At 68.9% G+C, this 25728-nt stretch carries 22 protein-coding genes; 10 read left to right on the forward strand and 12 right to left on the reverse strand.

What is annotated here, in order from left to right; translation table 11 throughout:
• Nucleotides 1–22 precede the first annotated feature (22 nt).
• Nucleotides 23–859: a GNAT family N-acetyltransferase gene (locus AB0J90_RS09015; protein WP_363593772.1), complete on the forward strand. Its 837-nt coding sequence runs from the start codon at nucleotides 23–25 to the stop codon at nucleotides 857–859.
• An 8-nt stretch (nucleotides 860–867) separates the two neighbouring features.
• Here the strand turns inward: AB0J90_RS09015 and AB0J90_RS09020 are convergent, their stop codons facing one another.
• From AB0J90_RS09020 to AB0J90_RS09030, 3 genes are read right to left on the reverse strand one after another with little or no spacing between them, the layout of a single operon-like run.
• Complete coding sequence (locus AB0J90_RS09020) at nucleotides 868–2823, reverse strand: hypothetical protein (RefSeq protein ID WP_363593774.1); 1956 nt, start codon at nucleotides 2821–2823, stop codon at nucleotides 868–870.
• Entirely contained in the window at nucleotides 2820–3083 is a 264-nt protein-coding gene (locus AB0J90_RS09025; protein WP_363593776.1) for a hypothetical protein, read from the reverse strand. The genes AB0J90_RS09020 and AB0J90_RS09025 overlap by 4 nt, the downstream gene beginning before the upstream one ends.
• Nucleotides 3080–3463 carry a DivIVA domain-containing protein gene (locus AB0J90_RS09030; RefSeq protein ID WP_363593778.1) on the reverse strand — a complete coding sequence of 128 codons (384 nt, stop codon included), beginning with the start codon at nucleotides 3461–3463 and terminating at the stop codon, nucleotides 3080–3082. The genes AB0J90_RS09025 and AB0J90_RS09030 overlap by 4 nt, the downstream gene beginning before the upstream one ends.
• A 380-nt stretch (nucleotides 3464–3843) precedes the next feature.
• Between AB0J90_RS09030 and AB0J90_RS09035 the strand changes: the two genes are divergently transcribed.
• Nucleotides 3844–4071, forward strand: a complete 228-nt coding sequence (locus tag AB0J90_RS09035; RefSeq protein WP_363593780.1) for a winged helix-turn-helix domain-containing protein — start codon at nucleotides 3844–3846, stop codon at nucleotides 4069–4071.
• Between the two features lie 59 nt (nucleotides 4072–4130).
• A complete protein-coding gene (locus AB0J90_RS09040; RefSeq protein WP_363593782.1) occupies nucleotides 4131–4355 on the forward strand; it encodes a winged helix-turn-helix domain-containing protein in 225 nt (74 codons plus the stop codon).
• Between the two features lie 1965 nt (nucleotides 4356–6320).
• Here the strand turns inward: AB0J90_RS09040 and AB0J90_RS09045 are convergent.
• Entirely contained in the window at nucleotides 6321–7148 is an 828-nt protein-coding gene (locus AB0J90_RS09045; protein WP_363593784.1) for a TIGR04255 family protein, read from the reverse strand.
• Between the two features lie 533 nt (nucleotides 7149–7681).
• Here AB0J90_RS09045 and AB0J90_RS09050 point away from each other — a divergent pair.
• Together AB0J90_RS09050 and AB0J90_RS09055 are read left to right on the forward strand one after the other, a co-directional pair.
• A complete protein-coding gene (locus AB0J90_RS09050) occupies nucleotides 7682–10210 on the forward strand; it encodes an alkaline phosphatase D family protein (protein ID WP_363593786.1) in 2529 nt (842 codons plus the stop codon).
• 361 nt (nucleotides 10211–10571) lie between these two features.
• A complete protein-coding gene (locus AB0J90_RS09055; protein ID WP_363593788.1) occupies nucleotides 10572–10700 on the forward strand; it encodes a hypothetical protein in 129 nt (42 codons plus the stop codon).
• Nucleotides 10701–10769: 69 nt separating this feature from the next.
• On the opposite strand, the gene AB0J90_RS09060 is transcribed toward AB0J90_RS09055, so the two are convergent.
• The 8 genes from AB0J90_RS09060 to AB0J90_RS09095 all read right to left on the reverse strand — a co-directional run bounded on the left by AB0J90_RS09060 (nucleotide 10770) and on the right by AB0J90_RS09095 (nucleotide 20741).
• On the reverse strand, nucleotides 10770–11933 hold the full coding sequence (locus AB0J90_RS09060; RefSeq protein WP_363593790.1) for an acyl-CoA dehydrogenase: 1164 nt from the start codon (nucleotides 11931–11933) through the stop codon (nucleotides 10770–10772).
• Nucleotides 11934–11950: 17 nt separating this feature from the next.
• A complete protein-coding gene (locus AB0J90_RS09065) occupies nucleotides 11951–13987 on the reverse strand; it encodes a biotin carboxylase N-terminal domain-containing protein (RefSeq protein ID WP_363593792.1) in 2037 nt (678 codons plus the stop codon).
• A gap of 10 nt (nucleotides 13988–13997) precedes the next feature.
• Nucleotides 13998–15617, reverse strand: coding sequence for a carboxyl transferase domain-containing protein (locus AB0J90_RS09070; RefSeq protein WP_363593794.1), 1620 nt, complete (start codon nucleotides 15615–15617; stop codon nucleotides 13998–14000).
• 135 nt (nucleotides 15618–15752) lie between these two features.
• On the reverse strand, nucleotides 15753–17483 hold the full coding sequence (locus tag AB0J90_RS09075) for an acyclic terpene utilization AtuA family protein (protein ID WP_363593796.1): 1731 nt from the start codon (nucleotides 17481–17483) through the stop codon (nucleotides 15753–15755).
• A complete protein-coding gene (locus AB0J90_RS09080; RefSeq protein ID WP_363593798.1) occupies nucleotides 17480–18352 on the reverse strand; it encodes a TIGR03084 family metal-binding protein in 873 nt (290 codons plus the stop codon). Before AB0J90_RS09080 ends, AB0J90_RS09075 begins: the two co-directional genes overlap by 4 nt.
• 29 nt (nucleotides 18353–18381) lie before the next feature.
• On the reverse strand, nucleotides 18382–18993 hold the full coding sequence (locus AB0J90_RS09085; protein WP_363593800.1) for a TetR/AcrR family transcriptional regulator: 612 nt from the start codon (nucleotides 18991–18993) through the stop codon (nucleotides 18382–18384).
• A 186-nt stretch (nucleotides 18994–19179) separates the two neighbouring features.
• Nucleotides 19180–19929: a metallophosphoesterase family protein gene (locus AB0J90_RS09090; RefSeq protein WP_363593802.1), complete on the reverse strand. Its 750-nt coding sequence runs from the start codon at nucleotides 19927–19929 to the stop codon at nucleotides 19180–19182.
• 134 nt (nucleotides 19930–20063) lie between these two features.
• The gene (locus AB0J90_RS09095) at nucleotides 20064–20741 is read right to left on the reverse strand and encodes a Crp/Fnr family transcriptional regulator (RefSeq protein ID WP_121158004.1); all 678 of its coding nucleotides are present in this window, start codon (nucleotides 20739–20741) and stop codon (nucleotides 20064–20066) included.
• 327 nt (nucleotides 20742–21068) lie between these two features.
• Between AB0J90_RS09095 and AB0J90_RS09100 the strand changes: the two genes are divergently transcribed.
• The 5 genes from AB0J90_RS09100 (at nucleotide 21069) to AB0J90_RS09120 (ending at nucleotide 25668) form a co-directional block, all read left to right on the forward strand.
• Nucleotides 21069–22265 carry a CapA family protein gene (locus AB0J90_RS09100; protein WP_363593804.1) on the forward strand — a complete coding sequence of 399 codons (1197 nt, stop codon included), beginning with the start codon at nucleotides 21069–21071 and terminating at the stop codon, nucleotides 22263–22265.
• Between the two features lie 48 nt (nucleotides 22266–22313).
• A complete protein-coding gene (gene nth / locus AB0J90_RS09105) occupies nucleotides 22314–23102 on the forward strand; it encodes an endonuclease III (RefSeq protein WP_363593806.1) in 789 nt (262 codons plus the stop codon).
• On the forward strand, nucleotides 23099–23701 hold the full coding sequence (locus tag AB0J90_RS09110; protein WP_363593808.1) for a TlpA disulfide reductase family protein: 603 nt from the start codon (nucleotides 23099–23101) through the stop codon (nucleotides 23699–23701). The genes nth and AB0J90_RS09110 overlap by 4 nt, the downstream gene beginning before the upstream one ends.
• On the forward strand, nucleotides 23698–24417 hold the full coding sequence (locus tag AB0J90_RS09115) for a CoA pyrophosphatase (RefSeq protein ID WP_363593810.1): 720 nt from the start codon (nucleotides 23698–23700) through the stop codon (nucleotides 24415–24417). The genes AB0J90_RS09110 and AB0J90_RS09115 overlap by 4 nt, the downstream gene beginning before the upstream one ends.
• Nucleotides 24418–24489: 72 nt before the next feature.
• Complete coding sequence (locus AB0J90_RS09120; protein WP_363593812.1) at nucleotides 24490–25668, forward strand: MarP family serine protease; 1179 nt, start codon at nucleotides 24490–24492, stop codon at nucleotides 25666–25668.
• Nucleotides 25669–25728: the final 60 nt, after the last annotated feature.

Raw genomic sequence — 25728 nt, forward strand, 5'->3', positions numbered from 1 at the left:
ACCGACGTTCACGGGGGACTGGATGCCAGCACCGGAACTGATCGCCCTCGCGGAACTCACCGAGGCCGAATTCGGGTACGAGCTGGGAAGCAGTGCCCCGGAGTCCGTACGGTCGGCTCTCGGGACCACCGTGGACCGGATCGGCGGCGGTGTGGTGCTCGCGATGAGCAACGACCCGACCGGGGGCTTCTGGGACAAGTCGGCCGCGTTCGGTGTCACCGAACCGGTCACCGACGAGTTGATCGGCCGGGTCGTCGAATTCCACCGCCAGCACGGCAGCCCCAGGACAGAGATCACCATCGCCCCGGACTTCCTGCCCCCGGACTGGGAGAGCATCTGCTCGGCGTACGGCCTCACCCCCGGTGACCGTCAGGTGAAGCTCGCCTGCGCCGTCGACGACTTCAAGCCGGCCACGTCGGACCTGCGCGTCGGCCCGGTCCTGCCGGCGCACGTGGACGACTGGACCAGGCTGGTCGGTACCGTGCTCCGGTCGACTGACCCGTACATGCTCCAAATGCTCGCCGCGTTCGTCGCGAACCCCCGGGTCCGTGCGTTCGCCGCGTGGGACGGGAACGAGCTGGTCGCCGTCGCCACCCTCTTCGTGTACGGCGAATGCGCCTCGTTCAACATGGGCATCACCAAGCCGACCCACCGCAATCGTGGTGCCCAGTCGGCTCTGGTGACCGCCCGAGCGTTGGCTGCCGCCGAAGCCGGCTGCCGTTGGCTCACCGCCGTCACCGCCAAACCGACGGCGGACGCGCCCGTCACCTCCTACAACAACCTGGTCCGCTCGGGCTTCGCCCCGATCTACGAGCGCCAGGGCCAGGTCTGGCAACGCGAACCCAGCAGCGCTGACTGACCGGCCTCTCAGGTGCCGCCGCCGTCGGGTATCCGCAGGTGGACGTGACACCCGTTGGGTGTGAGGAGCGCGGCGACCGGTTGCCCGGGGTGGCGACGACCGAGCTGGCGAACGTTCTCCTCCGGGTCGTCGTCGGTTCCGGTCGACAGCGCCGGGGACTGCGGCACCGGGATCGCCCGGCGTGGGTCGGTGGGCACGGCCGCACAGATCGACATTCCGAGGTACGCCCGACAGGTGGCAACCGCCGATTCCAGGCTCGGGTGAAACGGGCGCTGGGGTGTGAAGTGCGGAACCTGATCGGGCCCGAGCACGTCGACCTGCCACGCTTCGGCGTACTCGCGCAGTGAGGTGTCGGGCTGGGGCTGGTCGAACTCGACGGTGACCGCCAGGGCGAGGTGCAGCCCGTGGACCAGCCGGATCAGCTCGGCCAGCGGGGGCGAGGCTGGGAGGCTGGTGCGTACGAGCAGGCGGGCGGCGGGGCGGCCGGCGGTGAGCGTGGCGACGTGTCGGGTGAGCGCGTCATCGTCGGGGTGGTGCAGCGGGATGAGCCCGTCCCGGCTGCCCGGATCGACGGGGGCACGGGTGTCCAGCTCGGTCAGGTGCTCCGGTCGTACGCCGAGGATGTTGGCCCAGTGCGCGAGCCGGTAGTGGCTGGGGAGCGCGACTACCGGCGTGCCGTCGGGTTGCAGGGCGACCGGCGGCGCGGGCACCCGCCGCTCGGCGTCGGCAAGCCAGTTGAGGTGCAGGACCTGGTTGTCGAGGTCGGTGATCGTGACGACCGCGCCGAGGTAGATGCGGCGGCTGCCCCGGCAGGTGCGGCAGCTCGCTAGCGGTGACTGCGAGCCGGTGCAGTTGGGGCAGTCGAGGCTCGGGACCGCCGGCCCCTGCCAGCTCGGATCCGGCGGCTCGCAGACACGCTCGGCCCGCGTCTGACTGCGGCGCACGATCTGGCCGGTGTCCGAGGCGGTGTACGTCTCCCAACTCCCGGCCTGCCGCAGCCCGGTGTGCCACCAGCGGCCGTCCCGCCAGATCGCCTGCGCACCGAGCAGCGGCTTGTCCGTGCGAACGTCGGCACAGCCGGCGCGAATCCGTTGTTCGAGCCGGTCCACATCCAGGTCGAGGGCGGTGGGCGGCCGCGGTGGACCGTTCGGTACCACCAGGTAGGCCGGCGCGGTCAGGGCACGTTCGTGCAGCCCGTGCAGGGCGTCGGTGACGGCGGTCGAATCGAGGGCGGCGGTCAGGCTGTCGTACCGACGATGCTGCTCGGCGGGTACGGGCGCTGCCGGGGTGTCGTACCGGATCGCCCAGGTCAGCTCGCCTGACGATTGGCGGCGGGCCTCGATGACCAGGTCCAGGCAGAGCTGACCGGCGAGCATGGCCAGGTGCGCCAGTCGTTCCTGGACGGTGGGCGGTGGCGGGGCCGGGGTGCTGCGGCCGACGTGGACGAGCCACGGGTCCCCGGAGCGGCGGGCCAGGCCGGTGGCTTCGAGGCTGCGTCGTTGCTCGGTTGGCAGGTCCGGTCGCCACGCGTTCGGGAGCAGGACGGTCAGCTCCTCGAACGGCCGGTCAGGGGTGGTCAGTTCGTGGACGGAGGCGACGCCGACCTGGGTGGCGAGGTCCAGGACGAGCGGGGCCAGGTCGAGGGCGGGATGACCGTCGCGGTCGAAGCCCGGCTCGACGCTGCCGGGCACCACGCTCGCGGAGGCGACCGCCCCGGTGTCGAGGTTGACGACGGTCAGCACAAGCTGGGGGCGGCGGGTGCCGAGTTGCCGGCAGTCGTGGCAGGGGACCGCGACCGTACCGATGCCGTGGCAGAGCAGGCAGTCGACGTACGCCTCATGGGTTGTGGGGTTGGTGGTGTCGACCAGGAGACGGTTGCCGCCTCGGGTGCACCGGCAGTTGACCAGGAGAAACGTGGTGCCGGCGCAGTCCGGGCACTCGACCGGGGCTGGTGGTCCGGTCATCGGGCGACCCGGGGGTTGCAGTCGCCGGAGTGGTCGGTCCGCAGCACGCAACGCCGCCCGGTGGTCAAGGCCCGACCGCAGAACACCCGGTGTACGACCTCAGGTTCGTCCGGCGAGGTGAGCGTGATGTCCCGGGTGTCGAGCGCGCGGAACGCCGCCGCGATCGTGTGCCCGATCGTGCGGGCGATGACGGCCGCGGTCTGCGGGTTCGCGGCCCGGATCGGCAGGTGGACGGTGAACTGCCGGCGGTTGCCGTTCACCGGTGCCTCGCCAGGTCACGGGGACGCGGCGCCTGCGTCGACTGCCACTGCCGCAGAGCGGTCTTGATGCGTACGTTCTCGTCCCGGCTCGCGGCCAGCTCGGCGTAGACCCGTTGCAGGTCATCGGCCACCCGGTTGAGGAAGACGTTCACCTCGGCGGGGTCGAGTCCACGGCGGCCGAGGCGGGTGGGGTGGAAGCGCTGGTTGCGTACGTGCCACGGGCGGAGGGGGAGCTGGGCGGTGCTTCGGTAGGTGGAGGCGCGGGAGTTCCGGTGGAACGGGTCGGTGTCGGGGCGGGGTGTGGGTGGGGTGCTGGTGGTGGGGGTCGGGGTCGGTGGGCGCGAGCGGGACGCGAAGAGGCGACGGAGGAACGTACGCACGGGCAGACCTGCCTTTCGGGTACGAGGTGACCGGGGATGGCCTGCCCGCGTGCTGAGCACGGACAGACCATCCCCGCCTCTGCCGCCGTACGCCCTTCGGGTCGCCGTACGCCGACAAAGTCGCTGGTAGAGAGGTGTTCTCTGCGTGAGTCGTGGTGAGGGCGGCTGACGCGGCTGTTGTATGTGCTGGTCAGCCGCGTCAGCCCTTGTGGACGCCGAAACCGGGGCCGGTTGCCTACCAGGCGCTCCGCTGCCGAGGTCCGTCCAAAAGCTACAATGCTTACCATGCAAAGTGCAAGCCTCTGCATGGTAAGCAGGCGAAGTCTTGCCGCGAACCGGTCGAAGTGGGAGGATCTTGGTGCCTACCAGGAGCCGCCCGTATGCCCCGTATCTCTGACCGTCAACGCATCGCCCAGGACATCCGCGACCGGATCGCCTCCGGTGAGTACGCACCTGGCGCCAAGCTGCCGCCGCTCCGCGAACTGATCGTGCACTACGGCGTGTCCGCCGAGCCCGTCCGCTCCGCGCTTCTGATCCTGCAGGCCGAGGGCCTCATCGAGGGTCATCAGGGCAAGGGCACGTACGTGACCGGCGGTACGCGAGGCTGACTGGCAGCCCAGGGGCCCTGAGTCTAGGGCAGTGATCTCAGGTTGATGCAGACCGAGGAGTGCTCGTGCCTGCAACGAAGTGGGAAAAGCTCGCTGATCACATCCGCGAGCAGATTAGGTCTGGAGCCCTGAAGCCTGGCGACCAGTTGCCGTCGACCGCCCAGCTCAAGGCCGAGCACAACGTCGGGGACGGCGTGATCCGGTACGCGATGCACGCGCTGCGTACCGAGGGTCTGGTCGAGAGCACCCACGGCGTAGGCGTGTTTGTCGCGGAGCAGAAGTAGCGGAGTTGTTAGCCGCACCAGCGATGCAAGACTGCAGCTGACTGAGGCTGCAGTGCCGGAATCAGTTCAAGTTCCTCTTGTCAGGGGCATCTGGGGATGCTCTAGCGTCAATTGCTCACCAACGATTTGGGGGCGAGCGTCGATTAACGCGACTGCAAGCGAAGGCGGAAGTACAGCACCAAATCGCTACACGCTTTCGTCATGGTGATAAGTGCATGAGATATGGCTGCGCGTGACGTACGCGCCATGGTCCTCAAATCGACTGTCTGCGTGTACCTACTTTCTGGTTAGGATCCTCGAGCTTAGGTGGGACGGCCCGTTCCTGGCTGGATTAGTTCACCGTAGGCTGCCGCTGCTCGGTGTTAAGCAAAGGGGTGGAAGGAGACAGGTGGCTTAGGTCAAGCGCTTCACTGTGGAGATATTGGTGCATGGAGAATTCGTGCTCGGTGGTTACATCGGAAGCGACCTCTCCACCGAGGACTGCCGCCATAACTGCCTCGCGCTCATGGTCCTTCAACCTCTTAAGATCTTTATCCCTTGGCTTGCACCTTCCTGCCCAGGACTCACCTAGGGCCTGCCAGAGCCAGTATTTCGTTACGGCATCTCTGGCCTCATCAAGCCTCGTTGCTAACTGGTCTGTGGGGCGGAGGTTGCCGTTCGGGCGCATCCAATCGCCCAAGGTCGGAGGCAGATCGGGTAGGTCTTGGCCGTAGGGCTGTAATGTGTCTGCACGTAAGATCGTTATTAGGGTAATTCCACAGGGAACCTGCTCCCAAGGAGTAGTGACTTCGACTCTGAACTCTGACACCTTCTTGAATAAGCGACCCTCGGCGGTATTCGGCTTCGAATACTTTGATCCAACTACCTCTTGCAAGGGTCGTAGCCAGTAAACGATTTTATCGGGGAATGCGAAGCGTGAGAACTTTCGGCCTACTAGCTTGCTAAAATGGCTAGCGTTCGCCTCCCCTGTAAATCCGCGGGTAGGACCTCGGTTGGCGAGCAAATCCTTCTTCACTGATGCGGTATACCGAAGGTCGGCAAACCAGTTGTCCCCGCGTGCTGACACGTGAACCAAGTTCGGCTGTTTGCCTTCCCGTGCAGGGCTCGCTTTATCGTCGGGCAGCCAGACCAAAGGGGCAACTGTAGCGAAAGGAGGATCCAATCTAACTAGGTCGCATGTTTGAGACAGGACAACCACCCCGTGTGGCGTAGGTACCCACTCGCATCGGTCCAATTCCGACAGCACGGGGATTGATGAGAGTTCTACGATGTCGCCCTGCCGCAGAACATCAAGTCGCGACGTCGCGCCGCCAACGTTTATTTGAGAGGTGGAGGGGTGATTCACGGGAGTTTGTCAATCATCCTCGTCAGAAACTCCGAGTAGCTGATCAGGGGTGAGTGGCGAACGATTGATTGAGGTGCGCCCTTCGTTCGCATGTGAATGAAACTGGTCGTATAGACTGTGGCCGTTTGAATTGGGAGCGAGCAAAAGGTCTCGTCGTTCTGTGGGCGTTGTAGCCGGAAGTTCTGCTACTGCGCGCGTTAATTGTGAAAGGATATCTATGTGCCGAACCGTCATTTTGCCACCGTTCGCCCAGTTATGGACAGCTCGTCTGCTAACGCCAAACAATCTTGCCAGCTGTTCCCAGGTGAGACCGGCCTCACTGTACAACTCACGAACGGCTTGACTGACGGAGCGCTGATCGGGAGTTTCTTCGCGAACGGGAGCTTCTGATACCAAAAAGACAGCTCCGTTGGCGGACGGGTCCGAGTAACCGCGGACCTCCGCAAAGATCGGCCTTCCCGTGCTCGCGGTTGCGCCTGCGCTAGTGGCTAGAGCAAGGGCAACCGCAAAGTTTGTCCACCTGGTTGATGTCCCCGTGATCGTGCTTGACGAGGTTCCTGTGCTCCTTGCGGAGGTGAAGGCTGTAATTGGTTCCGACGTCAAGGGTGAAACTATTGTCATTACGCCTCCTTGAACGCGCGAAGAAACTCCTCGGTTACAGCCCACCGGAAGTGTGTATAGGCACGGGTAGCTAATTCCTGGACTAGGTGACTGAGGGAAGTTGCGTCGAATGGCCCCTTTTTGCCGTTGAAGATATCTATATCCAGAATCCAGGAAGTATCTTTGCTTGGTTTCAAGGTCGGATCGAAGATGCCGTTAGGTGGAAGCAAGCCCCAGTTTAGGGTCGATCCTCCCAAATCGGTTACGTACTGCGCCTGCCCGAAGGACTGAGCGAGCCTGGCTGTGTTCGGCGTCTGGGTGCCGGCCAGACCTAGTAGCTCGGGCCTGACTAGCTGAGCTAGCTTCCCTATGTGTTCAGCTTTGCTCACTCTGTTTGTGTAGCGAACACCTACCCGGGAATATGACGGCGGCTCAATTTCTTCTGCATACGTGGTCAGGACCTGTGTTAGTCGTGCGAGAAAGTCGGTTCGGCCCTGATATTGGCTTGTTTCGAGGGCGATAAAACTACGCGTAAAGCTAACCTGCCATAGTTCGTCGGGGCTACGGAGGTGCCAGATCCACGAGGACTCGGATTTCGCTTCCTTTACGCCTTCTGGCGTTACGAGGATCGCGGATTCCTGTCCGGCTTCGAAAATGGGATAATGCTTGGCCAAGCGAGCGGCTACCTTTAATGCAGCCTCGTTGCCCTCTTCTCCGTTGGCGAGGACACGAAGGGCGGGGTGTCGCACCTGGGCTAGCGCGCGAATCAACGGTGCTGTACCGAGATGAACCTCTTCGAGTGGTTCGTCATCATATGGGCTGGTAGGTCGCCAGGTCAGAGGGGCCATGCTTCACATCGTACTTCACATGGTTGCCGTCTCCTATCACCTTTCGGTCATATCAGCAAGGTCGTGCCTGGATCTTAAGTCAGTAGTTGCAATCCGGTCTGATGTGAAGATTCCTCCTAGCTCCCGCAAAGATCTTGCTTCCGCAAGCCCGCCTAGATGTTGCTGTGCAGCCGCACCTTGGGTTGGACGCCCGTGCTGCTGTGGTGCCTAGAACACGAACAACAGTCCGGTTCGACGGTTCCTACCTTCACCGACCGACGTCGCAATACTGACAAGCAAATTCGGCTACGTACAGTGGAGTGCCTGCGGCTCACGGTCAGGACACCAACTCTGCCGGCAGAATCCGGCCGGTCAGATCGCGCAGCCGCACGGCTGCGGACGCCAACCTGCCGACGTATTCCCCGGCTCATGCGCGTACGGCGATCTTGACTCCTGGCGTACGGCCGGGCTTCATGTTGGCTTCAGATGGTGGGCAGGCGGGGTGAACAGGGTGTCTGGCACAACTTTGTGCCTACCCGAAGCAGGTGTGCCCCGTGTCGGACGCTTCCCCGATCAGCCGTCGACATTTCCTGACCCTGGCCGGAGGGACCGCGGGTGCGGTCGCCGTCAGCCAACTGATCGCGCAACTTCCCCCGGCGTACGCGGACGAGCTGGACCCGGCGCCGTTCACCCTCGGGGTTGCCTCGGGTGAGCCCGACGACCACAGTGTGGTGCTCTGGACGAGGCTGGTGGCGGACCCGCTCAACACCGTGGACGGTGGGATGCCGGCGGCGCCGGTCGCGGTGAACTTCGAGGTCGCGACCGATCCGGAGTTCCGGCGGGTGGTGCAGTCGGGTCGGCGGATGACTGACCCGGCGTCGGCGCACTCCGTACACATTCTGGTTTCTGACCTGGCGCCCGACCGGTGGTACTGGTACCGGTTCAAGGCCAACGGGGTCTACAGCCGCACCGGTCGTACCAGGACGTTCCCTCAGCCTGGCGCGAACGTCGAACACATGCGGTTTGCCTTCGCGTCCTGCCAGTCGTGGGTGGGTGGCCCCTACCCGGCCTACCGCGACATGGCCGCCCAGGAGCTGGATTTTGTCGTGCACCTCGGCGACTACATCTACGAGACCACCAACGGCAGTTTGACCGAGTTCCGGCGGCTGCATGCGCTCTACAAGACCTCGCCCGACCTGCGGGCCGCGCACGCCCGGTTCCCGTTCATCATGACGTGGGACGACCACGAGGTGCAGAACAACTACGCCGGGGACATTCCGCCGAACGCCGGTGACGGGCGGCCGTTCCTGGAGCGGCGGGCCAACGGCTACCAGGCGTACTACGAGCATCTGCCGCTGCGGCCCATGCACAAGCCGGACGGTGCCGACATGCTGATGTACTGGCGGTTCGATTTTGGCAAGCTGGCCCAGTTCAGTGTGCTCGACACCCGGCAGTACCGATCGGACCAGGCGCTCGGTGACGGGCGTAAGGAACCGACCGGTGAGGTCTTCGACCCGGCGCGGACGATGACCGGACCCGACCAGGAACGTTGGCTGCTCACCGGGCTGCGCGCGTCGACTGCCCAGTGGAACGTCATCGCCCAGCAGACCATCATGGCGCAGTTCGACTACGATCTTGGCCCGACGAAGATCGTCAACCTGGACCAGTGGGACGGTTACCCGCTGGCCCGGAACCGGATCCTGAACCACATCGTGAAGCACCAGATCGGCAACCCGATCGTGCTCGGCGGTGACTGGCACACCCACTGGGTCAACGACCTGAAAACCGATTTTGACGACCCGCGCGCCATGGTCGTCGCCAGCGAGTTCGTCGGCACCTCGATCTCGTCGGGCGCGAGCTGGGACCCGGACGTACGGGCGGGTCTGGCGGCGAACCCGCACGTCAAGTTCTACAACGGAAGTTACCGGGGCTACGTCATCTGCGACGTCAATCAGAAGCGTTGGCGGTCTGACCTGCGGATCGTGCTCGACGCGCGGGACGCTGCCTCTCCGGCGTACACGATCGCCGCCTTCGCGGTCCGTGACGGCAAGCCGGGCGCGCAGCGGGTCGACGCCGGGGACGGGATCGTCGGGCAGGTCACCGACGCGGCGACCGGGAAGGCCCTGCCGAACGTCGAGGTGATCGTGACCCGTCAGGACGGGAGCCGCCTGGTGGCGAGCACCACCGACCCGTCGGGCGAGGTGCTGGCCTTCGCGCCGCCCGGGAACTACACCGTCGCGGTCAACGGGGTCGGCTACGAGCCGGCGAGTCGCCCGGTCACGGTCGTCGAGGGTACGCCGGCCAAGCTCGACCTGCGGCTCGACCGGGCGGCCACCCGGGCGGGAACGGGGCGTACGGTGCCCGGCCCGCAGGCGTCCGCCACCACCACCGACATCGTGCTCAGCAACGACCTGGTGGCGTTGGCCGTCTCCGCCGGCACGGACGACTCGCAGCTCACCCCGGTTGCCGTCGGCAAGCCACTCGACATGGCGATGGTCGGCCGGCTGGACCAGCTCGACTGGATCAACCTGCCGTACGCCTCACCTGCGCAGCCGCGCGGCGGCAACGCCTGGCAGCAGCGGACCGTACGGACCGACTCGATCGAGGTGCTGTCGGCGAGCGGCCCGGCCGCGACCGTACGGGCGACCGGGGCGAGCACCACCGTGGCGAACCTTGCGGTGGTCACGACGTACACGATCCGGCCGAACGAGCCGTGGGTGGCGGCCGAGAGCGCCTTCACCAACCGTGGCACCGCACCGAGCACCTTTTGGGTCGGTGACGCGCTCGACCACGATGGTGCCGGTCAGCGCAGTGGCATCGCGGGGCACGGGACCATCGAGGCCAGCGACCCGGCCGACTACCCGCCGACGGCACCCTGGATCGGCATGACCGGCACCGACCGTCAGACGTACGGACTGCTCTACGACGAGGGTGGGTTCGGCGCGTATGCCGCGTACAACTGGGTGATGAGCCAGCGTCAGGTGATGCTCGCACCGGGTGAGACGTACACCCTGCGTCGGCGGATCGCGGCCGTCGACAGCGGCACGGACTCCGACCCGTTCGCGGTGCTCGGCCGGCTCTGAGTTCTGTTCGCGCGGGCGGTCGGGCAAACCGGCCGCCCGCGCGACGAGCCGGAGTGTGCTGTCCGCCGGCCGGTTTCCGGTCGCGAAACCATCGAGTCATGAGCCCGCCGCAGCGGGCGTGAACCTTTTTCCCACGGTCCACGGATAACAGGGTGATGATCCCCGGGTCGTGGAAGGCTCTGCATGAATCGATCGGAACACGTCGAGGCAGCCGACATCAGCCCAGCAGAGGACGACGCAACCATCATCGAGCGGTCGGGCGGCGCTGTACGAAGCCGCGGCACAGGAGCCTGGTCTGCGTGCGGTCGAAAACCTCCAGGACGGCGCGGGGCGGCCGGGCGTCGGGGTCGCCTGGCCGTCGATGACGAGCGTCGGACCGAGTGAACTCGTCCTCGTCTTCCACGCCGAGACCTACGCCTACCTCGGCATGGGGACGACAACAGCCGTACTGAACCAAGCCATCGTCAATCAGGTCGGCCAGACCGGCTGAGGTGCGTAGGTTAGTGGGCGGGTCGCAGTAGTGCGGCCCGCCCATGCGGCTGCGCCTCGCCGGCTTCGCTCAGTACGACTTCTCCTGCCCCAGTACGTGTTGCGCGACGAAGTTGAGGATCATCTCGCGGCTGACCGGGGCGATCCGGGTCGCGCGTACGGTTCCGAGCAGTGTGGCTACGCCGTACTCGGTGGTCATGCCGTTGCCGCCGTGGATCTGGATGGCGGTGTCGACGGCGAGTGCGGCGGCCTCGGCCGAGGCGTACTTGGCCATGTTCGCGGCGACTCCGGCGTCCAGGTCCCGGCCGGCGTCGTAGAGGGCAGCCGCCTTCGCGATCATCAGTCGGGCCAGTTCGACCTGTACGGCCGCGTGCGCGAGCGGGTGCGAAAGCCCCTGGTGCGAGCCGATGCTCCGGCCGCCCCAGACCTTCCGGTTCGCCGCGTACGACGAGGCGCGCTCGATCGCGTAGCGGCCGGAGCCGGCGGCCAGGGCGGCGACCAGGATGCGTTCGGGGTTCAGCCCGGCGAAGAGTGCCTGTAGGCCGACGTCGACCCCGCCACCGACCAGCGCGTCCGCGGGCAGCCGGACGTCGTCGAGGTAGAGCATCCACTGGCTCTCCGGCGACAGGATCTCCATGTCGAGCTTCGACTTGGTGAAGCCGGGGGCGTCGGTCGGCACCACGAACAGCGCCGGCTTGAGCTTGCCGGTGGTGGCGTCCTCGGTACGCCCGACGACCAGCACGTACGCGGCGTCGTCCACCCCGGAGATGAAGCACTTGCGCCCGGACAGCAGCCAGTCGTCGCCGTCGCGGCGGGCGATCGTGCCGAGCTTGTGGGAGTTGGATCCGGCCTCCGGCTCGGTGATCGCGAACGCGATCTTGAGGGTGCCGTCGGCCATCCCGGGCAGGAAGCGTTTGCGCTGCTCCTCGGTGCCGTGGCGGGTGATGACCGTGGCCACGATCGCGGGCGACACCACGATCATCAGCAGTGGGGAGCCGGTCGCGGCCAGTTCCTCGCAGACGATCGCCAGTTCGGTGATGCCGCCGCCACCGCCGCCGTACTCCTCGGGGATGTTGACGCCGAGGTAGCCGAGCCGGCCGGCTTCCTGCCACAGCTCGGTGGTGTGCTCGCCGGCCTTCGCCTTCCTGACGTAATACTCGTGCCCGTAGCGGCGGCCCAGCGCGCGTACCGCGTCGCGGAGCTGTTCCTGTTCCGAGGTGAGATCGAAGTCCATGAGGGGTGGCCTTCCTTTTACGCGGCGGTGAGCACCGCGAGCACAGCACCGGTTTCGACCTGGCTGCCGGCGGTGACCGGCAACTCGGCGACGATCCCGGCGGCGGGGGCGTGCACGGGGTGTTCGAGTTTCATCGCTTCGAGGGTGAGCAGGAGTTCACCGGCGGCGACCCGCTGGCCGGGCACGACCAGGACCCGGCTGACGGCACCGGGCAGGGGTGCGACCAGGGAACCTTCGGCCAGGTCGGCTGCCGGCTCAGGGAAACGGGGAAGTTCCGACAGCGTCACCGAACCGTCCGGGCCGTCCACGAAGGACTCCGAACCGACCCGGTGTACGGCAAAAGCCGTCCGCACCCCGGCGACGTCGAGCACCACCCGGTCCGGGGCGGCCGACAGGATCGTCACCGCGGGCGGCTCCTCGGCCGGGGCGGGAGCGGACGGGTACAGACCGGCCAGGTCGAGTTCGTCCGGGTCGACGGGGCGGACCCACCAGGTGGCGAGCGCGCCGGTCCGGTCCAGCCGGTAGCCGACCTCGACCGGGCCGGACGGTCCGTCGTACACGCTGGTCTGGGCACCGGCGGGGACGTTACGCCAACCGGAGGGGAGGCCGGCGAGGACCGGGGCGGTGCGTCGGCGTTCGGCGGCACCGGCGAGCGCCGCGGCGAGGCAGGAGATCCGGACCGCATCGACCGAGGAGAGCAGCGGGGCGAAGAGTTCCGGGTGCCGGTCCAGGAACCCGGTGTCGATCGCGCCGGTACGGAACTCCGGGTGCCGCAGTACGCGTACCAGCAGGTCACGGTTGGTGCGTACGCCGTGCAGCTCGGCCCGGGACAGGGCGCTGGCGAGCAGTCGGGCGGCCTCGGAGCGGGTCGGTGCCCAGGCGACGAGCTTGGCCAGCATCGAGTCGTAGTGCACCCCGACCACTGACCCGTCCCGTACGCCGGAGTCGAGGCGCAGCCCTGCTCGGCCGGCGCCACCGGTCGGTACCGGCTCGAACTCGGTCACCACCTCCGGCACCGAGAACCGGTGCAGGGTGCCGGTCGCCGGCAACCAAACGTTGGCCGGGTCCTCGGCGCAGAGTCGTACTTCGATCGAGTGACCGGTCGGCTCGCCCGGCACCGGCAGCACCCCGCCCTCGGCGACCAGGAGTTGCCAGCGGACCAGGTCCAGGCCGGTGACGGCCTCGGTGACCGGGTGTTCGACCTGGAGCCGGGTGTTCATCTCCAGGAAGAAGAACTCGCCGGTCGGCGCGAGCAGGAATTCGACCGTGCCGGCGCCGAGGTAACCGACCGCGCGGGCCGCCGCCGTCGCCGCGTCGAAGAGCGCCGCCCGCAGTTGCGGGCCGACCGCGGTCGACGGTGTCTCCTCGATGATTTTCTGGTGCCGGCGCTGGATCGAGCACTCCCGCTCACCGAGCGGCAGCACGGTGCCGTGGCTGTCGGCGAAGATCTGCACCTCGACGTGCCGGGCCTGTTCCACGTACCGCTCGATGAAAACGGTTCCGTCGCCGAACGCGCTGGCCGCCTCCCGGCGGGCCGAGGCGATCGCCTCGGTCAGCGTCGCCGCGTCGCGGACCACCCGCATGCCGCGCCCGCCGCCGCCGGCTGATGCCTTGACCAGCACCGGGAAGTCCGTCACCCGGTCGGGTTCGGTTTCGGTGGGCAGCATCGGCACCCCGGCGTCGACCAGCAACGCCTTCGCCTCGATCTTCGAACCCATCACCGCTATCGCCTTTGCCGGCGGGCCGACCCAGGTCAGGCCGGCGTCGGTGACGGCGGTGGCGAAGTTGGCGTTCTCGGCGAGGAAGCCGTAACCGGGGTGGATCGCGTCCGCGCCCGACCGGCGGGCGGCCGCGACCAGCAGGTCCGCGCGCAGGTAGGTGTCCGCCGGGGCATGGCCGGGCAGGCGTACGGCGAAGTCCGCCTCGTCCACGTACGGTGCGTCGGCATCGGCGTCGGAGTAGACCGCGACCGTTTCGACGCCGACCGACCGGCAGGTGGCGAAGATCCGGCGGGCGATCTCGCCCCGGTTCGCGACCAGCAGCCTGCGAATCATGGGGATTCCCTCACATCCGGAAGACGCCGAAGCCGGCGCTTCGTGCACTGTGGAGCGACGAGGCGACCGGGCCGCTGTGGATCGCGGAAAGGCAGAGACCGAGCACCGTACGGGTGTCGCGGGGGTCGATCACCCCGTCGTCGAGCAGCCGCCCGGACAGGAACAGCGCGGCGGACTCCGACTCGACCTGCCCCTCGACCATTGTGCGCATGACCCGGTCCCGGTCCTCGTCGTACGGCTGGCCCTTCGCCTCCGCCGCCTGCCTCGCCACGATCGACAGCACCCCGGCGAGCTGGGTCGGCCCCATCACCGCCGACTTCGCGTTCGGCCAGGTGAACAGGAACCTCGGGTCGTACGCCCGGCCGCACATGCCGTAGTTGCCGGCCCCGTACGACGCGCCGAGGTTCACCGTCAGGTGCGGCACGGTCGAGTTCGACACCGCGTTGATCATCAAAGCACCGTGTTTGATGATGCCGCCCTGCTCGTACTCGGCGCCGACCATGTAACCGGTCGTGTTCTGCAGGAAGAGCAGCGGGGTGTCGGCGTTGTTGGCGAGCTGGATGAACTGCGTCGCCTTCTGCGCCTCCTCGGAGAAGAGCACACCCCGGGCGTTGGCCAGCACCCCGACGGGGTAGCCGTGCAGTTCGCCCCAACCGGTCACCAGGGCGCTGCCGTAACCGGGCTTGAACTCGTCGAACTCGGAACCGTCGAGGATCCGGCCCAGCACCTCGCGCGGGTCGAACGGCGTACGGGGATCGGCGCTCGCGATGGCGAGCAGGTCTTCCGCGTCGTACTTCGGTGGGGGTGCGACGGCCGTACGGGGAGCCGGGCCCTGCTTGCGCCAGTTGAAGCGGCGTACGCACTGCCGGGCCAGCCGCAGCCCGTCGCGCTCGTCCTCGGCGAGCCAGTCGGCCAGACCGGAGGTGGAGGCGTGCATCGCCGCGCCGCCCAGCGACTCGTCGTCGGTCACCTCACCGGTGGCCATCTTCACCAGGGGAGGGCCGGCGAGGAACACCTTCGCCCGTCCCCGCACCATGATCGTGTAGTCGGACATGCCCGGGACGTACGCCCCGCCCGCGGTCGCGTTGCCGAACACCACCGACACGGTCGGGATACCGGCAGCCGACAGCCGGGTCAGATCGCGGAACACCTGCCCACCGGGGATGAAGATCTCCGCCTGGCTGGGCAGGTCCGCCCCGCCCGACTCGACCAGGTTCACCAGCGGCAACCGGTTCGCCAGTGCGATCTCCCCGGCCCGTACGGTCTTGCGCAGCGTGTATGGGTTCACCGCGCCGCCGCGTACGGTCGGGTCGTTGGCGACGATCACACACTCGACACCCTCGACCACACCGATCGCGGTCACCACGCTCGCCCCGACCGGATAGTCGGTGCCCCACGCCGCCACCGGGGACAGCTCCAGCACCGGCGAGTCCCGGTCGACCAGCAGCTCGATCCGCTCCCTCGGCAGGAGCTTGCCGCGCGCATGGTGGCGGGTCACGTACTTCTCGCCCCCGCCGGCACGCGCGGTGGCCACGGCGGCGTCCAGTTCGGCGAGACGCTCCAGCATCGCCGCCCTGTTCCCCTGGTACGCCGGCTGCCGCGGCTGCACCGCGGTCTCCAGAACGGCCACGTCAGCTTCCCATGCCCTTCGCGATGACGAAGGCGATGGACTGGGCCATCGCCACCTCCGTAACGAGCAGCTCACCGATGGCGATACGGATCGACATCGGCCGAACGTGTGTGCGAGACGGACACGCCGACGGGGTCATGGCGTAGCCACCGTGGAGTGGCTGATCAGGGCCGGACGATTGGCGGCGGCGGCCGTCGGCAGGTCGACGATCCGGGCCCGGAGCAGCTCGCCGAGCGCCTTCGCCTGCGGGTCGAACCGGGTCGACGCGGCCACCCCGGCACCGAGCAGGCCTCGGATGACGAAGTTGACCGCGGCCAGGTTCGGCAGCTCGTACCGCTCGACGTCGAGGTCCGCCGTCTCCGGCAGCAGTTCACGCAGGCGTTCCACGGTCAGCCAGTCACGTAACCAGCCGTAGCCGTCGACCGCCCGCACCCACACCCCGAGGTTGGCGTCGCCACCCTTGTCGCCCGAGCGGGCTCCCACGACCGTCCCCAGTGGAGCACGGTGGGACGGTCCTGGCTGCGCGGGCATCCGGGTCGGTGAGGGTGCATGGGTGGGCGGGGTGGCGGTGAGGGGCGGGGGCGGGACGGGGACCTGTTCGCCGGAGGGGAGGACGGCCAGGTGGGTGACGGCGTCCTGGGGGAGGTCGGTGGCGGTGAAGACGCCGTACGGGCTGGCGTCGCCGGGCACCCCGGTCAGCGTGCAACCGGGGTACGAGGCTAGGGCCAGTTCCACCGCGGCGGCCGAGAACAACCGCCCGGCCCGCTTGGCGTCACCGTCACGCAGGTGTACGTGCAGCAGCGCGCTCGCCGACTCGGTGTCGACCGCGTCCGGATGGTCCGTACGGGCGAGGACGAACTCCAGCCCGGTCGCGCCGACCGCCTCGGTGAGCTGGGCCTGGACCAGTTTCGCCTTCGCCTCGACGTCGAGTCCACAGAGGACGAACGTGGCGGTGTTGCGGAACCCGCCGAGCGAGTTGGCGCCCACCTTGAGCGTCGGTGGCGGCGGCAGCCCCCGCACCCCGGAGACCCGTACGCGGTCCGGGCCGTCGTCGGTGAGCGTCACCGTGTCGAGGCGGGTCACCACGTCCGGGCCGAGGTAGTCCGGGGCGCCGATCTCGTAGAGCAGTTGCGCGGTAACGGTTTCGCGGGTCACACCGCCGCCGGTGCCGGGGTGCTTGGTGACGACCGAGGAGCCGTCGTGGTGCACCTCGGCGACCGGGAAACCGGGTCGGCGCCCGCCGTCGGGCAGTTCGGTGAAGAAGCTGAAGTTGCCCCCGGTGACCTGGGTGCCGCATTCGAGCAGGTGCCCGGCGACGGTCGCCCCGGCGAGCTGGTCGAGATCCGCGTACGTCCAGCCGAACCGGGCGATCGCCGGTCCGACGACCAGGGACGCGTCGGTGACCCGACCGGTCACCACGATGTTCGCGCCCCCCGCCAGGCAGCGCGCGATCCCGAACGCGCCCAGGTAGGCATTGGCGGTCAACGCGTCCGGCCGGTCGACCGCGTCACCGGTGACGTGGCCGACGCTGACCGGGATGCCGAGGTGGGTACCGAGCGCGCGGATCGCATCTGCCAGCCCGGCCGGGTTCAGCCCACCGGCGTTGGTGACGATGGTGACGCCGCGCTCCACCGCCGTGCCGAGGCAGGATTCGAGCTGGCGCAGGAACGTCCTGGCGTAACCGAGACCGGGGTCCTTGAGCCGGTCCCGGCCGAGGATCAGCATGGTCAACTCGGCCAGGTAGTCGCCGGTGAGCACGTCGAGTTCCCCACCGTCGAGCATCTCCCGCCAGGCGCTGAACCGGTCACCGTAGAAACCGGACGCGTTGCCGATCCGCAGCACGGGCGGGGTGGTGTGCGTACTCATGAATGGGTTCCGGTGCTGGTGCGGCGAGCAGCCCGGTCGCGGCCGGCGCGCGGTTCCCGGCCCGCGCCCGGCGGCCCGGCGAACGCCTGGGCCAGGTCCAGCCACTCGTCGGCGACCTGGCCGGTCGTCACCAGGGACAGGTCGGTCCGGTGTCGACGCTGGGTGACCAGCAGGCAGAAGTCCAGTGCCGGCCCGGCGACCCGGTCCGCGGCATCGACCGGCCCGAAGGTCCACTCGTCGCCGTCGGGGGCGCGGAGTTCGACCCGGACCGGCACGTCGGGCGTGGCCCGGCCGTGGGTGGCGAAGCTGTGCCCGAGGGTACGGACGCCCAGGTGCGCCACGTGCCGCAGCCGCCCGCTCGGGGTACGCGCGACACCGAGCGTGTCCGCCACGTCCTGCCCGTGCGCCCAGGTTTCCATCAGCCGGGCGGTGGCCATCGAGGCGGGCGACATCCGGGTGCCGTACCAGGGAAGTTTGGTCCCGGCGGGGGCGGCGGCGAGCGCGTCGACGAGCGCCGACCGGCCGGTACGCCAGCGGTCGAGCAGGGCCGTCGGAGCGGTGTGCGGGTCGGCCGAGCAGTCGGGTGCACCGGCCATCACCTGGTCGAGGAACTCGTTCGCGCCCCGGTCGACAAAACCGCCCGGGTCCGTCGCCGCGTGTTCGAGCCAGGCGTAGAACGCCGGTACGTCGGTGGCGGCCAGCAGAGCCAGGTGGTCGGTCCAGGCCAGGTGGGCGATCTGGTGGGCGATGGTCCAGCCGGGTGCGGGTGTCGGCTCGGCCCAGTCGACCGCCGGCCGCTCGGCGACCAGCGCGTCCAGCTCGCTCGATTCGTCGGTCAGGTCGGTCAGCAGTTGACTCAGGTCGACCACGGTGCCTCCGATGATTCGCTCGGGGTGCCTCAGGTGCACGGCGGGTTGACGATGGCGGCGAGCTGGCGTTTCCAGAGGGCCAGCAGCGGGGCGCGGCGGGCCGAGTCGTCGGAGAGCAGGTTCGCCACCCCGAGCCCGCGCAAGAGGTCCAGGGTGGCCTGCACCGCTTCCCGTACGCCGGGGTTGCGTTCGTCGGCGCCGAGCAGTTCGACGGTGAGTCGGTGCATCTCCCGCCCGACCCGCGCCTCCAGCGGCACCAGCGCGTCCCGCAGCTCCGGGTCCGTACGCGCGGCCAGCCAGAGTTCGAGTCCGGCGACGAAGAGCGGCCCGGTGAACGAGGTGGCGAGCATGTCGATCACCCGGTCGAGCCGGTCCGGCCCGGACGGCAGCACGACGGCCTCGGCCCGAATCTCCTCCGCCCGGCGTTCGGCCAGGTGCTCGACCGCGGCCATCACCAGGGCGGCTTTGGTGGGGTAGTGGTGTAGCTGGGCGCCCCGGGACACGCCGGCCCGGTTCGCGACGACGGTGGTGGTGGTGCCGGACCAGCCGTGTTCGACCAGGCACTCCACGGTGGCTTCGAGCAACCGGGCCTGGGTCGCGCGGCTGCGCTCCTGCTGCGGCACGCGGGTGACGGCGGACACCCACCCAGCCTCCCGCCGGCAAAACAAACAGTCAAGCCTGACTTTTTCGCCGTCCCGTACCTCCAGGCCGTCGATCTTGCACTTGTGGCGGTGGACAAACTGGACTACTCACGTGATTCAGGCGCCACAACTGCAAGATCGACCGAGGGGTGGGGTGGGGTGGGGGGGTGGGGAGGGGGGGTGGGGTTAGCGGCGGTCGCGGGGGGCGAAGGTGGTTAGGGCTTCGGTGTCGCTGGCGCGGGAGTGGAGGTAGTAGTCGGTCCAGGTGGGGGTGTCGGGGTAGGTCGACTCGGCGGCGATGCGGGTGCGGGCTGCCTCGATGTCGTAAGGGGTGCGGCGTAGCTGGACGCCTGGGCCGAGTAGGGCCCAGTGGGCACCGGCGCGGCCGTACGGCATGCCGACGCTGCCGGGGTTGACCACCAGGCGACGGTGGGCGAGCCGGACGTACGGCATGTGGGTGTGGCCGCAGACGATCGTGTCGACCTCGTCCGGCAGCCCGTCGAAGACCTCTGTCCACCGGTCGAGGCGGGAGTCGACCAGCACGACCTCCTCGTCGTCGCGCGGGGTCGCGTGACAGAAGATCACCGTGCCGAGTCCGTCGACCGGGAGCGTGACCGTCCCGGGAAGCGAGGTGAGCAGGTCGAGCTGGTCGTCGCGGAGCTGCGCGGCGGCCCACGGGGCGATCGGGTCCGGGATCGAGGGCTCCTTGCCGGCGCGCAGCTCGACCAGCTCGCGGTCGGCGTTGCCGCGTACCCAGATCACCCGGTCGCCGAGCGCGGTCAGGCGGTCCAGGGTCTCGACTGGTTGCGGGCCGGCGGCGATGTCACCGGTCAGCACGATCCGGTCGGCCGCGCGGACGTCCGGCTCGGCCAGCACCGCGTCCAGCGCTGGCAGTACACCGTGGATGTCGGAGAGTACGGCGATGGTCTGCGGCATGCCGTCCAGCCTCGCGTGTGCGTACCGCCCGGGTCGAGGCCCTTAGCGCAGGGCAGAACGTGGGCCCGCCTCAGCCGGCGGACAGCAGAAAGCGGGGACCGCCGGTCGGCGACCCCCGCTTCGGTGCCTGTTGCTCAGACGCGAGCGCGTCGGGCGAGACGCTCCGGGTCGAGGATGATGATGCTCTTGCCGTCGAGCCGTAGCCAGCCACGCGAGGCGAAGTCGGCCAGGGCCTTGTTCACCGTCTCCCGGGAGGCGCCGACGAGCTGGGCGATCTCCTCCTGGGTCAGGTCGTGGGTGACCCGCAGGACGCCGCCGTCACGGGTGCCGAAGCGGCCCGCCATCTGCAGCAGGTTCTTCGCCACCCGGCCCGGCACGTCCGTGAAGATCAGATCGGCCAGCGAGTCGTTCGTCCGGCGCAGCCTGCGGGCGAGCACCCGCAGCAACTGCTCGGCGATCTCCGGGCGGTTGTTGAGCCACGGCCGCAACGCCTGCTTGCGCAGCCGGACCAACTTGGTGTCGGTGACCGCGGTAGCGGTGGCCGTACGCGGACCCGGGTCGAAGAGCGACAGCTCCCCGACCATGTCCGACGGACCCATCACGGCAATCAGATTCTGTCGACCGTCGGCGGCGCGTCGACCAACCTTGATCTTGCCGGTGAGTAGGATATAGAGGCTGTCACCGGGTTCGCCCTCGTTAAAGACGATTTCGCCCTTACGGACGTCGATCGTCTCCATCTCCTTGGCGAGCGCCTCGGCCGCTTCCGGGTCTACGCCCTGGAAGATCCCGCTGCGGGCCAGTACCTCGTCCATCGCGCACCTCCGACTGCGCGCACCTCCGTCGGCCGGGTCCGCCGGCCGATGATCCGTCGCGCGCCGCCAAGTCTAAGCGCACGTCAACGGGATCCGGGGGTGCACCCCTGGAAACTTGATCCGGCACGGTAACCCGTCCGACCATGACAGCGGCTATCATCCGCGCGCCAGGCGGTCGCGTCCACCCGACCCCTCAGACCACCCCCGATCGAGCAGTTCAGCGGCCTCACATCGGGCATCTTCCGGCCCGTCTGGGCGCGATGACCGGTTTTCCCGAGCCGAACGGCCGACATCGCCAGGTGAACGGGTTATGTAGCGTCGCGTGCGATGTACGAGAGCAGCCAACCCCCGCCCCGCCCGGATCGCCGACGTCGCGGTCCCGGTCGACTAGTCCTCGTGATCGGGGCGGTCGTGGCCCTCCTGCTGGGCGTGGGTCTGGCCGGGGTGGCCGCCACCCGCCTGCTCGGCGACGACCCGGCCGAGTCCCAGTGGCAGGCCGAGCCGAGCGGTGGCGGCGGCGTACCCGGCTCGGAGTCACCGAGCGCCGGTCCGACGGCGGCACAGGTCATCTCGCTCTCGGCCACCGGCGACATCGTGATGGGCAACGCCCCGGCGCGGCTGCCCGCCAACGGCGGCAAGGGCTTCTTCGACTCGGTCAAGCCGGCACTCGCCGCCGACCTGGTGATGGGGAACCTGGAAGAGCCGATAACGGACGACACCGGCACCTCCAAGTGCGGCGCCGGATCCACCCAGTGTCACCAGTTCCGGGTTCCGCCGTCGTACGCGGGGCACCTCAAGGAAGCCGGATTCGGGCTGCTGAACCAGGCCAACAACCACGGCTACGACTACGGCGCCGCCGGTTACCGCAACACCCAGAAGCACCTGGAGGAGCAGGGACTGGCGAACACCGGGGCGCCCGACCAGATCACCGTCGTCGACGTGAAGGGGGTCAAGGTCGCGGTCGTCGGGTTCTCCTCGTACCCGTGGAACAACAGCCTGGTCGACATCCCCGCCGCCGCAGAGGTGATCAAGAAGGCGGCCACCCAGGCGGACCTGGTCGTGGTGCAGGTGCACATGGGTGGGGAGGGCACCGACAAGATCCACGTGAAGCCGGGCACCGAGATGTTCCTCGGCGAGAACCGGGGCGACCCGGTCAAGTTCTCCCACGCCATGATCGACGCCGGGGCCGACCTGATCGTCGGGCACGGGCCGCACGTGCTGCGCGGGATGGAGTTCTACCAGGGCCGACTGATCGCGTACAGCCTGGGCAACTTCGCCGGTGGCGCCGGGGCGCTGAACAACAGCGGCCGGCTGGGCTGGGGCGGGGTGCTGAAGGTGTCCCTCGCCGCCGACGGCGGTTGGTCCGGCGGCGAGTTCGTCTCGACGTACATGAACAGCGCGGGCAAGCCGACACTCGATACGCAGAAGCGCGGACTCAAGGCGGTCCAGGAGCTGTCCACCGCCGACTTCGACAACTCCGCCGCGACACTCGACACGGCCGGGAAGATCAGCCCGCCGGTCTGAGCGGCAGGACCGGTCGGGAGGTCGGTGGGCCGACGTAGGCTGACCGACGTGAGCCGTACCCCTGCCCCCGCCGCCGAGACCGACCTCGGCCGCAAGCGAAGGGCTCGCCGGATCGGCCGGGTGCTGACCGAGACGCACCCGGACGCCCACTGCGAGCTGGACCACGACGGCCCGCTGCAACTCGCCGTGGCCACCATCCTCTCCGCCCAGTGCACCGACAAGAAGGTCAACGAGGTCACGCCCAAGCTCTTCGCCCGCTACCACGACGCCGCCGACTTCGCTGGCGCGGACCGGGCCGAGATGGAGGAGCTGATCCGGCCGACCGGCTTCTTCCGGAACAAGACCACCTCGTTGATCAACCTGGGTCGGACCCTGGTCGAGCAGTACGACGGCCGGGTGCCCGGCAAGCTCGCCGACCTGGTGAAGCTGCCCGGAATCGGGCGCAAGACGGCGAACGTCATCCTCGGCAACGCCTTCGACGTACCGGGCATCACCGTGGACACCCACTTCCAGCGGCTCATGCACCGGTGGAAGCTGACCACCGAAACCGACCCGGTCAAGATCGAACACGCGGTCGGCGCGCTCTACGAGAAGCGCGACTGGACCATGCTCTCGCACCGGGTGATCTTCCACGGCCGGCGGGTCTGCCACGCCCGTACGCCCGCCTGCGGCGCCTGCACGCTCGCCCCGCTCTGCCCCTCGTACGGCCTCGGCCCGACCACCCCCGAAGCCGCCGCCAAACTGCTCAAGGGACCACGGGCCCGCGAACTCGCGGTCGCGGCCGGGATCGACCCGGTGCTGGTGCCGGCCACGGCGGTGGCCGCGGAGGCACCGTGAAGCGTCCGCTCGCCGGGCTGCTCCTGCCCCTGCTGCTGCTCACGGTCGCGGCATGCGGCCGCTCCGATCCGGCACCCGAACCCGAGCCGCCGGCACCCTTCGCCGACTGCGCCGCACTGACCACCGCCCCGAGCGCCGGCCCGGCCGACAGCGGCGGCAAACCGGACGGGTCCACCAGGCCGCTACCGGACGTCGGGCTGCCCTGCTTCACCGGCGGCGCCGAGGTGTCGCTGGCCGCCGTACGCGGACCCGCCGTGGTCAACCTCTGGGCCGCCTGGTGCCAGCCCTGCCGCAAGGAATTGCCGGCCTTCCAGCGGCTCGCCGAACGGGCCGGTGGGCAACTGCACGTCATCGGGGTGGACACCCGCGACGACCGGGACGACGCCCGCGACCTGGCCGGCGAACTCGGCCTCACCTTCCCCACCCTGTTCGACCCCGGTGAGAAGCTGCGTGCCGGGGTCGCCGCCCCCGGCCTGCCGGCCACCGTTTTCGTCGACGCCCAGGGGCGGGTCCGGCACCTGGACGTGACCGGCGCACTCGACGACGACAAGCTCGCCGCCCTGGTCGAGCAGCACCTCGGGGTGGTGGTGCCGGCATGAGCAGCCAACTTCCCCCGTGGTGCGAGCCGCTGGTCAGCCGGGTACGCACCGCACGTACCGAGGACTTCACCCGACTCCGTACGCCCACCAGCGGCGGTCGGCCCAGCGCCGTGCTGGTGCTGCTCGGCGAGGACCCGGCGTACGGGCCAGACGTGCTCGTGCTCCAGCGGGCCGCGACCATGCGTACCCACGCCGGTCAGGCGGCCTTCCCCGGGGGCGCCGCCGACCCCGGCGACGCCGACGCGGCGGCGACCGCCCTGCGCGAGGCGGAGGAGGAGGTCGGCCTCGACCCGGCGAGCGTCACCGTGCTGGCGCAACTCCCGCCGCTCTGGATCCCGGTGAGCGACTTCGTGGTCACCCCGATCCTCGGCTGGTGGCACGAGCCGCACCCGGTGCACGCGCGGGAGCCGGAGGAGGTCGCGCACGTGGCCCGGCTGCCGATCGCCGAACTGGTCGACCCGGCCAACCGGGTACGGGTCCGCCACCCGAGCGGCTGGGTCGGTCCCGCGTTCCAGGTCCGCGGCATGCTCGTCTGGGGCTTTACCGCCGGAGTGCTCGACGCCCTGCTCGGCATGGGCGGCTGGAACCGTCCGTGGCCGCAGGACCGGGTGGTGGAACTTCCGCCCGTACGCACCACCCCGGCGCCGTACGCGGGCAACGACGGGGAACTGGCCGAGCCCGGTTCGGGGAGCGGGAAGGTCACCCCCGGGCGCTGATTCAGGGCGCTTATTCCGATTCTGTGTGAGCGGCCTGTCATCTCGGGAGCCCCGCCCCCGTACGCTGGGGTCGTGTCGGTGGTGGATGTGGTGCTGATCCTGCTCATGCTGGTGTTCGCCATCACCGGCTACCGGCAGGGTTTTGTCATCGGTGCGCTCTCCTTCACCGGGTTCTTCGTCGGTGCGCTGATCGGGCTGCAACTCGGTCCGCTGCTCGCGGAGCAGTTCTCCGGCGAGGCGATGCGGGTCCTGGTCGCGCTGATCGCGATCTTCGGGCTGGCGGTGCTCGGCCAGACGCTCTCCGGCTGGGTCGGCTCGCACCTGCGGCACGCGATCAACAGTCCGGTGGGCCGCAAGGCCGACGACATCGGTGGTGCCTTCATCTCGCTGTTCGCGGTGCTGCTGGTCGCCTGGCTGGTGGCGGTTCCGCTCGGTTCGTCCTCACTGCCCGGACTGGCCAGCGCCGTACGCAACAGTGCGCTGATCAACGTGGTCGACCGGGTCCTGCCGGCCCAGGCCCAGGCGCTGTCGAACCAGTTGCGGGACACCGTCGACACCAACGGCTTCCCGGACGTGTTCGGCGGCCTGGCGCCGACCCGCGCCCGGGACGTCTCCCCGCCCGATCCGGCGCTGGCCGGGTCGCAGGTGGTGGTGAACGGGAAGCGGTCGGTGGTGAAGGTGCTCGGCTCCGCGCCGGCCTGCTCCCGCCGGATCGAGGGCTCCGGTTTCGTGTACGCCGAGGACCGGGTGATGACCAACGCGCACGTGGTCGCCGGTACCCGGTCGGTCTCGGTCGAACTGGACGGCGACCGGCACAACGGTCGGGTGGTCGTCTACGACCCGCAACGGGACCTGGCGGTGATCTACGTACCGGGGCTGTCGGCGCCGGTGATGCCGTTCGCCCCCCGGCAGGCGGAGCCGGAGGCGGACGCGATCGTGCTCGGCTTCCCGCTGGACGGTCCGTACAACGCGCAGTCGGCGCGGGTTCGGGATGTCACCAAGATCACCGGACCGAACATCTACGACTCCGGGGACGTGACCCGCGAGATCTACACGATCCGGGCGCTGGTCCGCAGCGGCAACTCCGGCGGCCCGCTGGTGGCGCCGAACGGGCAGGTGCTCGGCGTGATCTTCGCGGCGGCGGCGGACGACCCGAACACCGGCTTCGCGGTCACCGCGAACGAGGCCAGGTCGACGGCGACCGCCGGCACCGAGCGCACCCGATCGACCGACACCGGCGCCTGCACCTGACCCGCCGACTACCCGGCCGCGCTCACTCGCGTAAGCCGGGCCGTGCTCAGTTGGGCAAGC

The organism is Micromonospora sp. NPDC049523 (assembly GCF_040676775.1).
GTDB lineage: Bacteria > Actinomycetota > Actinomycetes > Mycobacteriales > Micromonosporaceae > Micromonospora_G.

Coding starts and splice junctions, on each gene's coding strand:
- AB0J90_RS09015 (WP_363593772.1), top strand. CDS start 23: ATGCCAGCACCGGAACTGATCGCCCTCGCGGAACTCACCGAGGCCGAA.
- AB0J90_RS09020 (WP_363593774.1), bottom strand. CDS start 2,823: ATGACCGGACCACCAGCCCCGGTCGAGTGCCCGGACTGCGCCGGCACC.
- AB0J90_RS09035 (WP_363593780.1), top strand. CDS start 3,844: ATGCCCCGTATCTCTGACCGTCAACGCATCGCCCAGGACATCCGCGAC.
- AB0J90_RS09045 (WP_363593784.1), bottom strand. CDS start 7,148: ATGGCCCCTCTGACCTGGCGACCTACCAGCCCATATGATGACGAACCA.
- AB0J90_RS09055 (WP_363593788.1), top strand. CDS start 10,572: ATGACGAGCGTCGGACCGAGTGAACTCGTCCTCGTCTTCCACGCCGAG.
- AB0J90_RS09060 (WP_363593790.1), bottom strand. CDS start 11,933: ATGGACTTCGATCTCACCTCGGAACAGGAACAGCTCCGCGACGCGGTA.
- AB0J90_RS09065 (WP_363593792.1), bottom strand. CDS start 13,987: ATGATTCGCAGGCTGCTGGTCGCGAACCGGGGCGAGATCGCCCGCCGG.
- AB0J90_RS09075 (WP_363593796.1), bottom strand. CDS start 17,483: ATGAGTACGCACACCACCCCGCCCGTGCTGCGGATCGGCAACGCGTCC.
- AB0J90_RS09090 (WP_363593802.1), bottom strand. CDS start 19,929: ATGCCGCAGACCATCGCCGTACTCTCCGACATCCACGGTGTACTGCCA.
- AB0J90_RS09095 (WP_121158004.1), bottom strand. CDS start 20,741: ATGGACGAGGTACTGGCCCGCAGCGGGATCTTCCAGGGCGTAGACCCG.
- AB0J90_RS09100 (WP_363593804.1), top strand. CDS start 21,069: ATGTACGAGAGCAGCCAACCCCCGCCCCGCCCGGATCGCCGACGTCGC.
- AB0J90_RS09115 (WP_363593810.1), top strand. CDS start 23,698: ATGAGCAGCCAACTTCCCCCGTGGTGCGAGCCGCTGGTCAGCCGGGTA.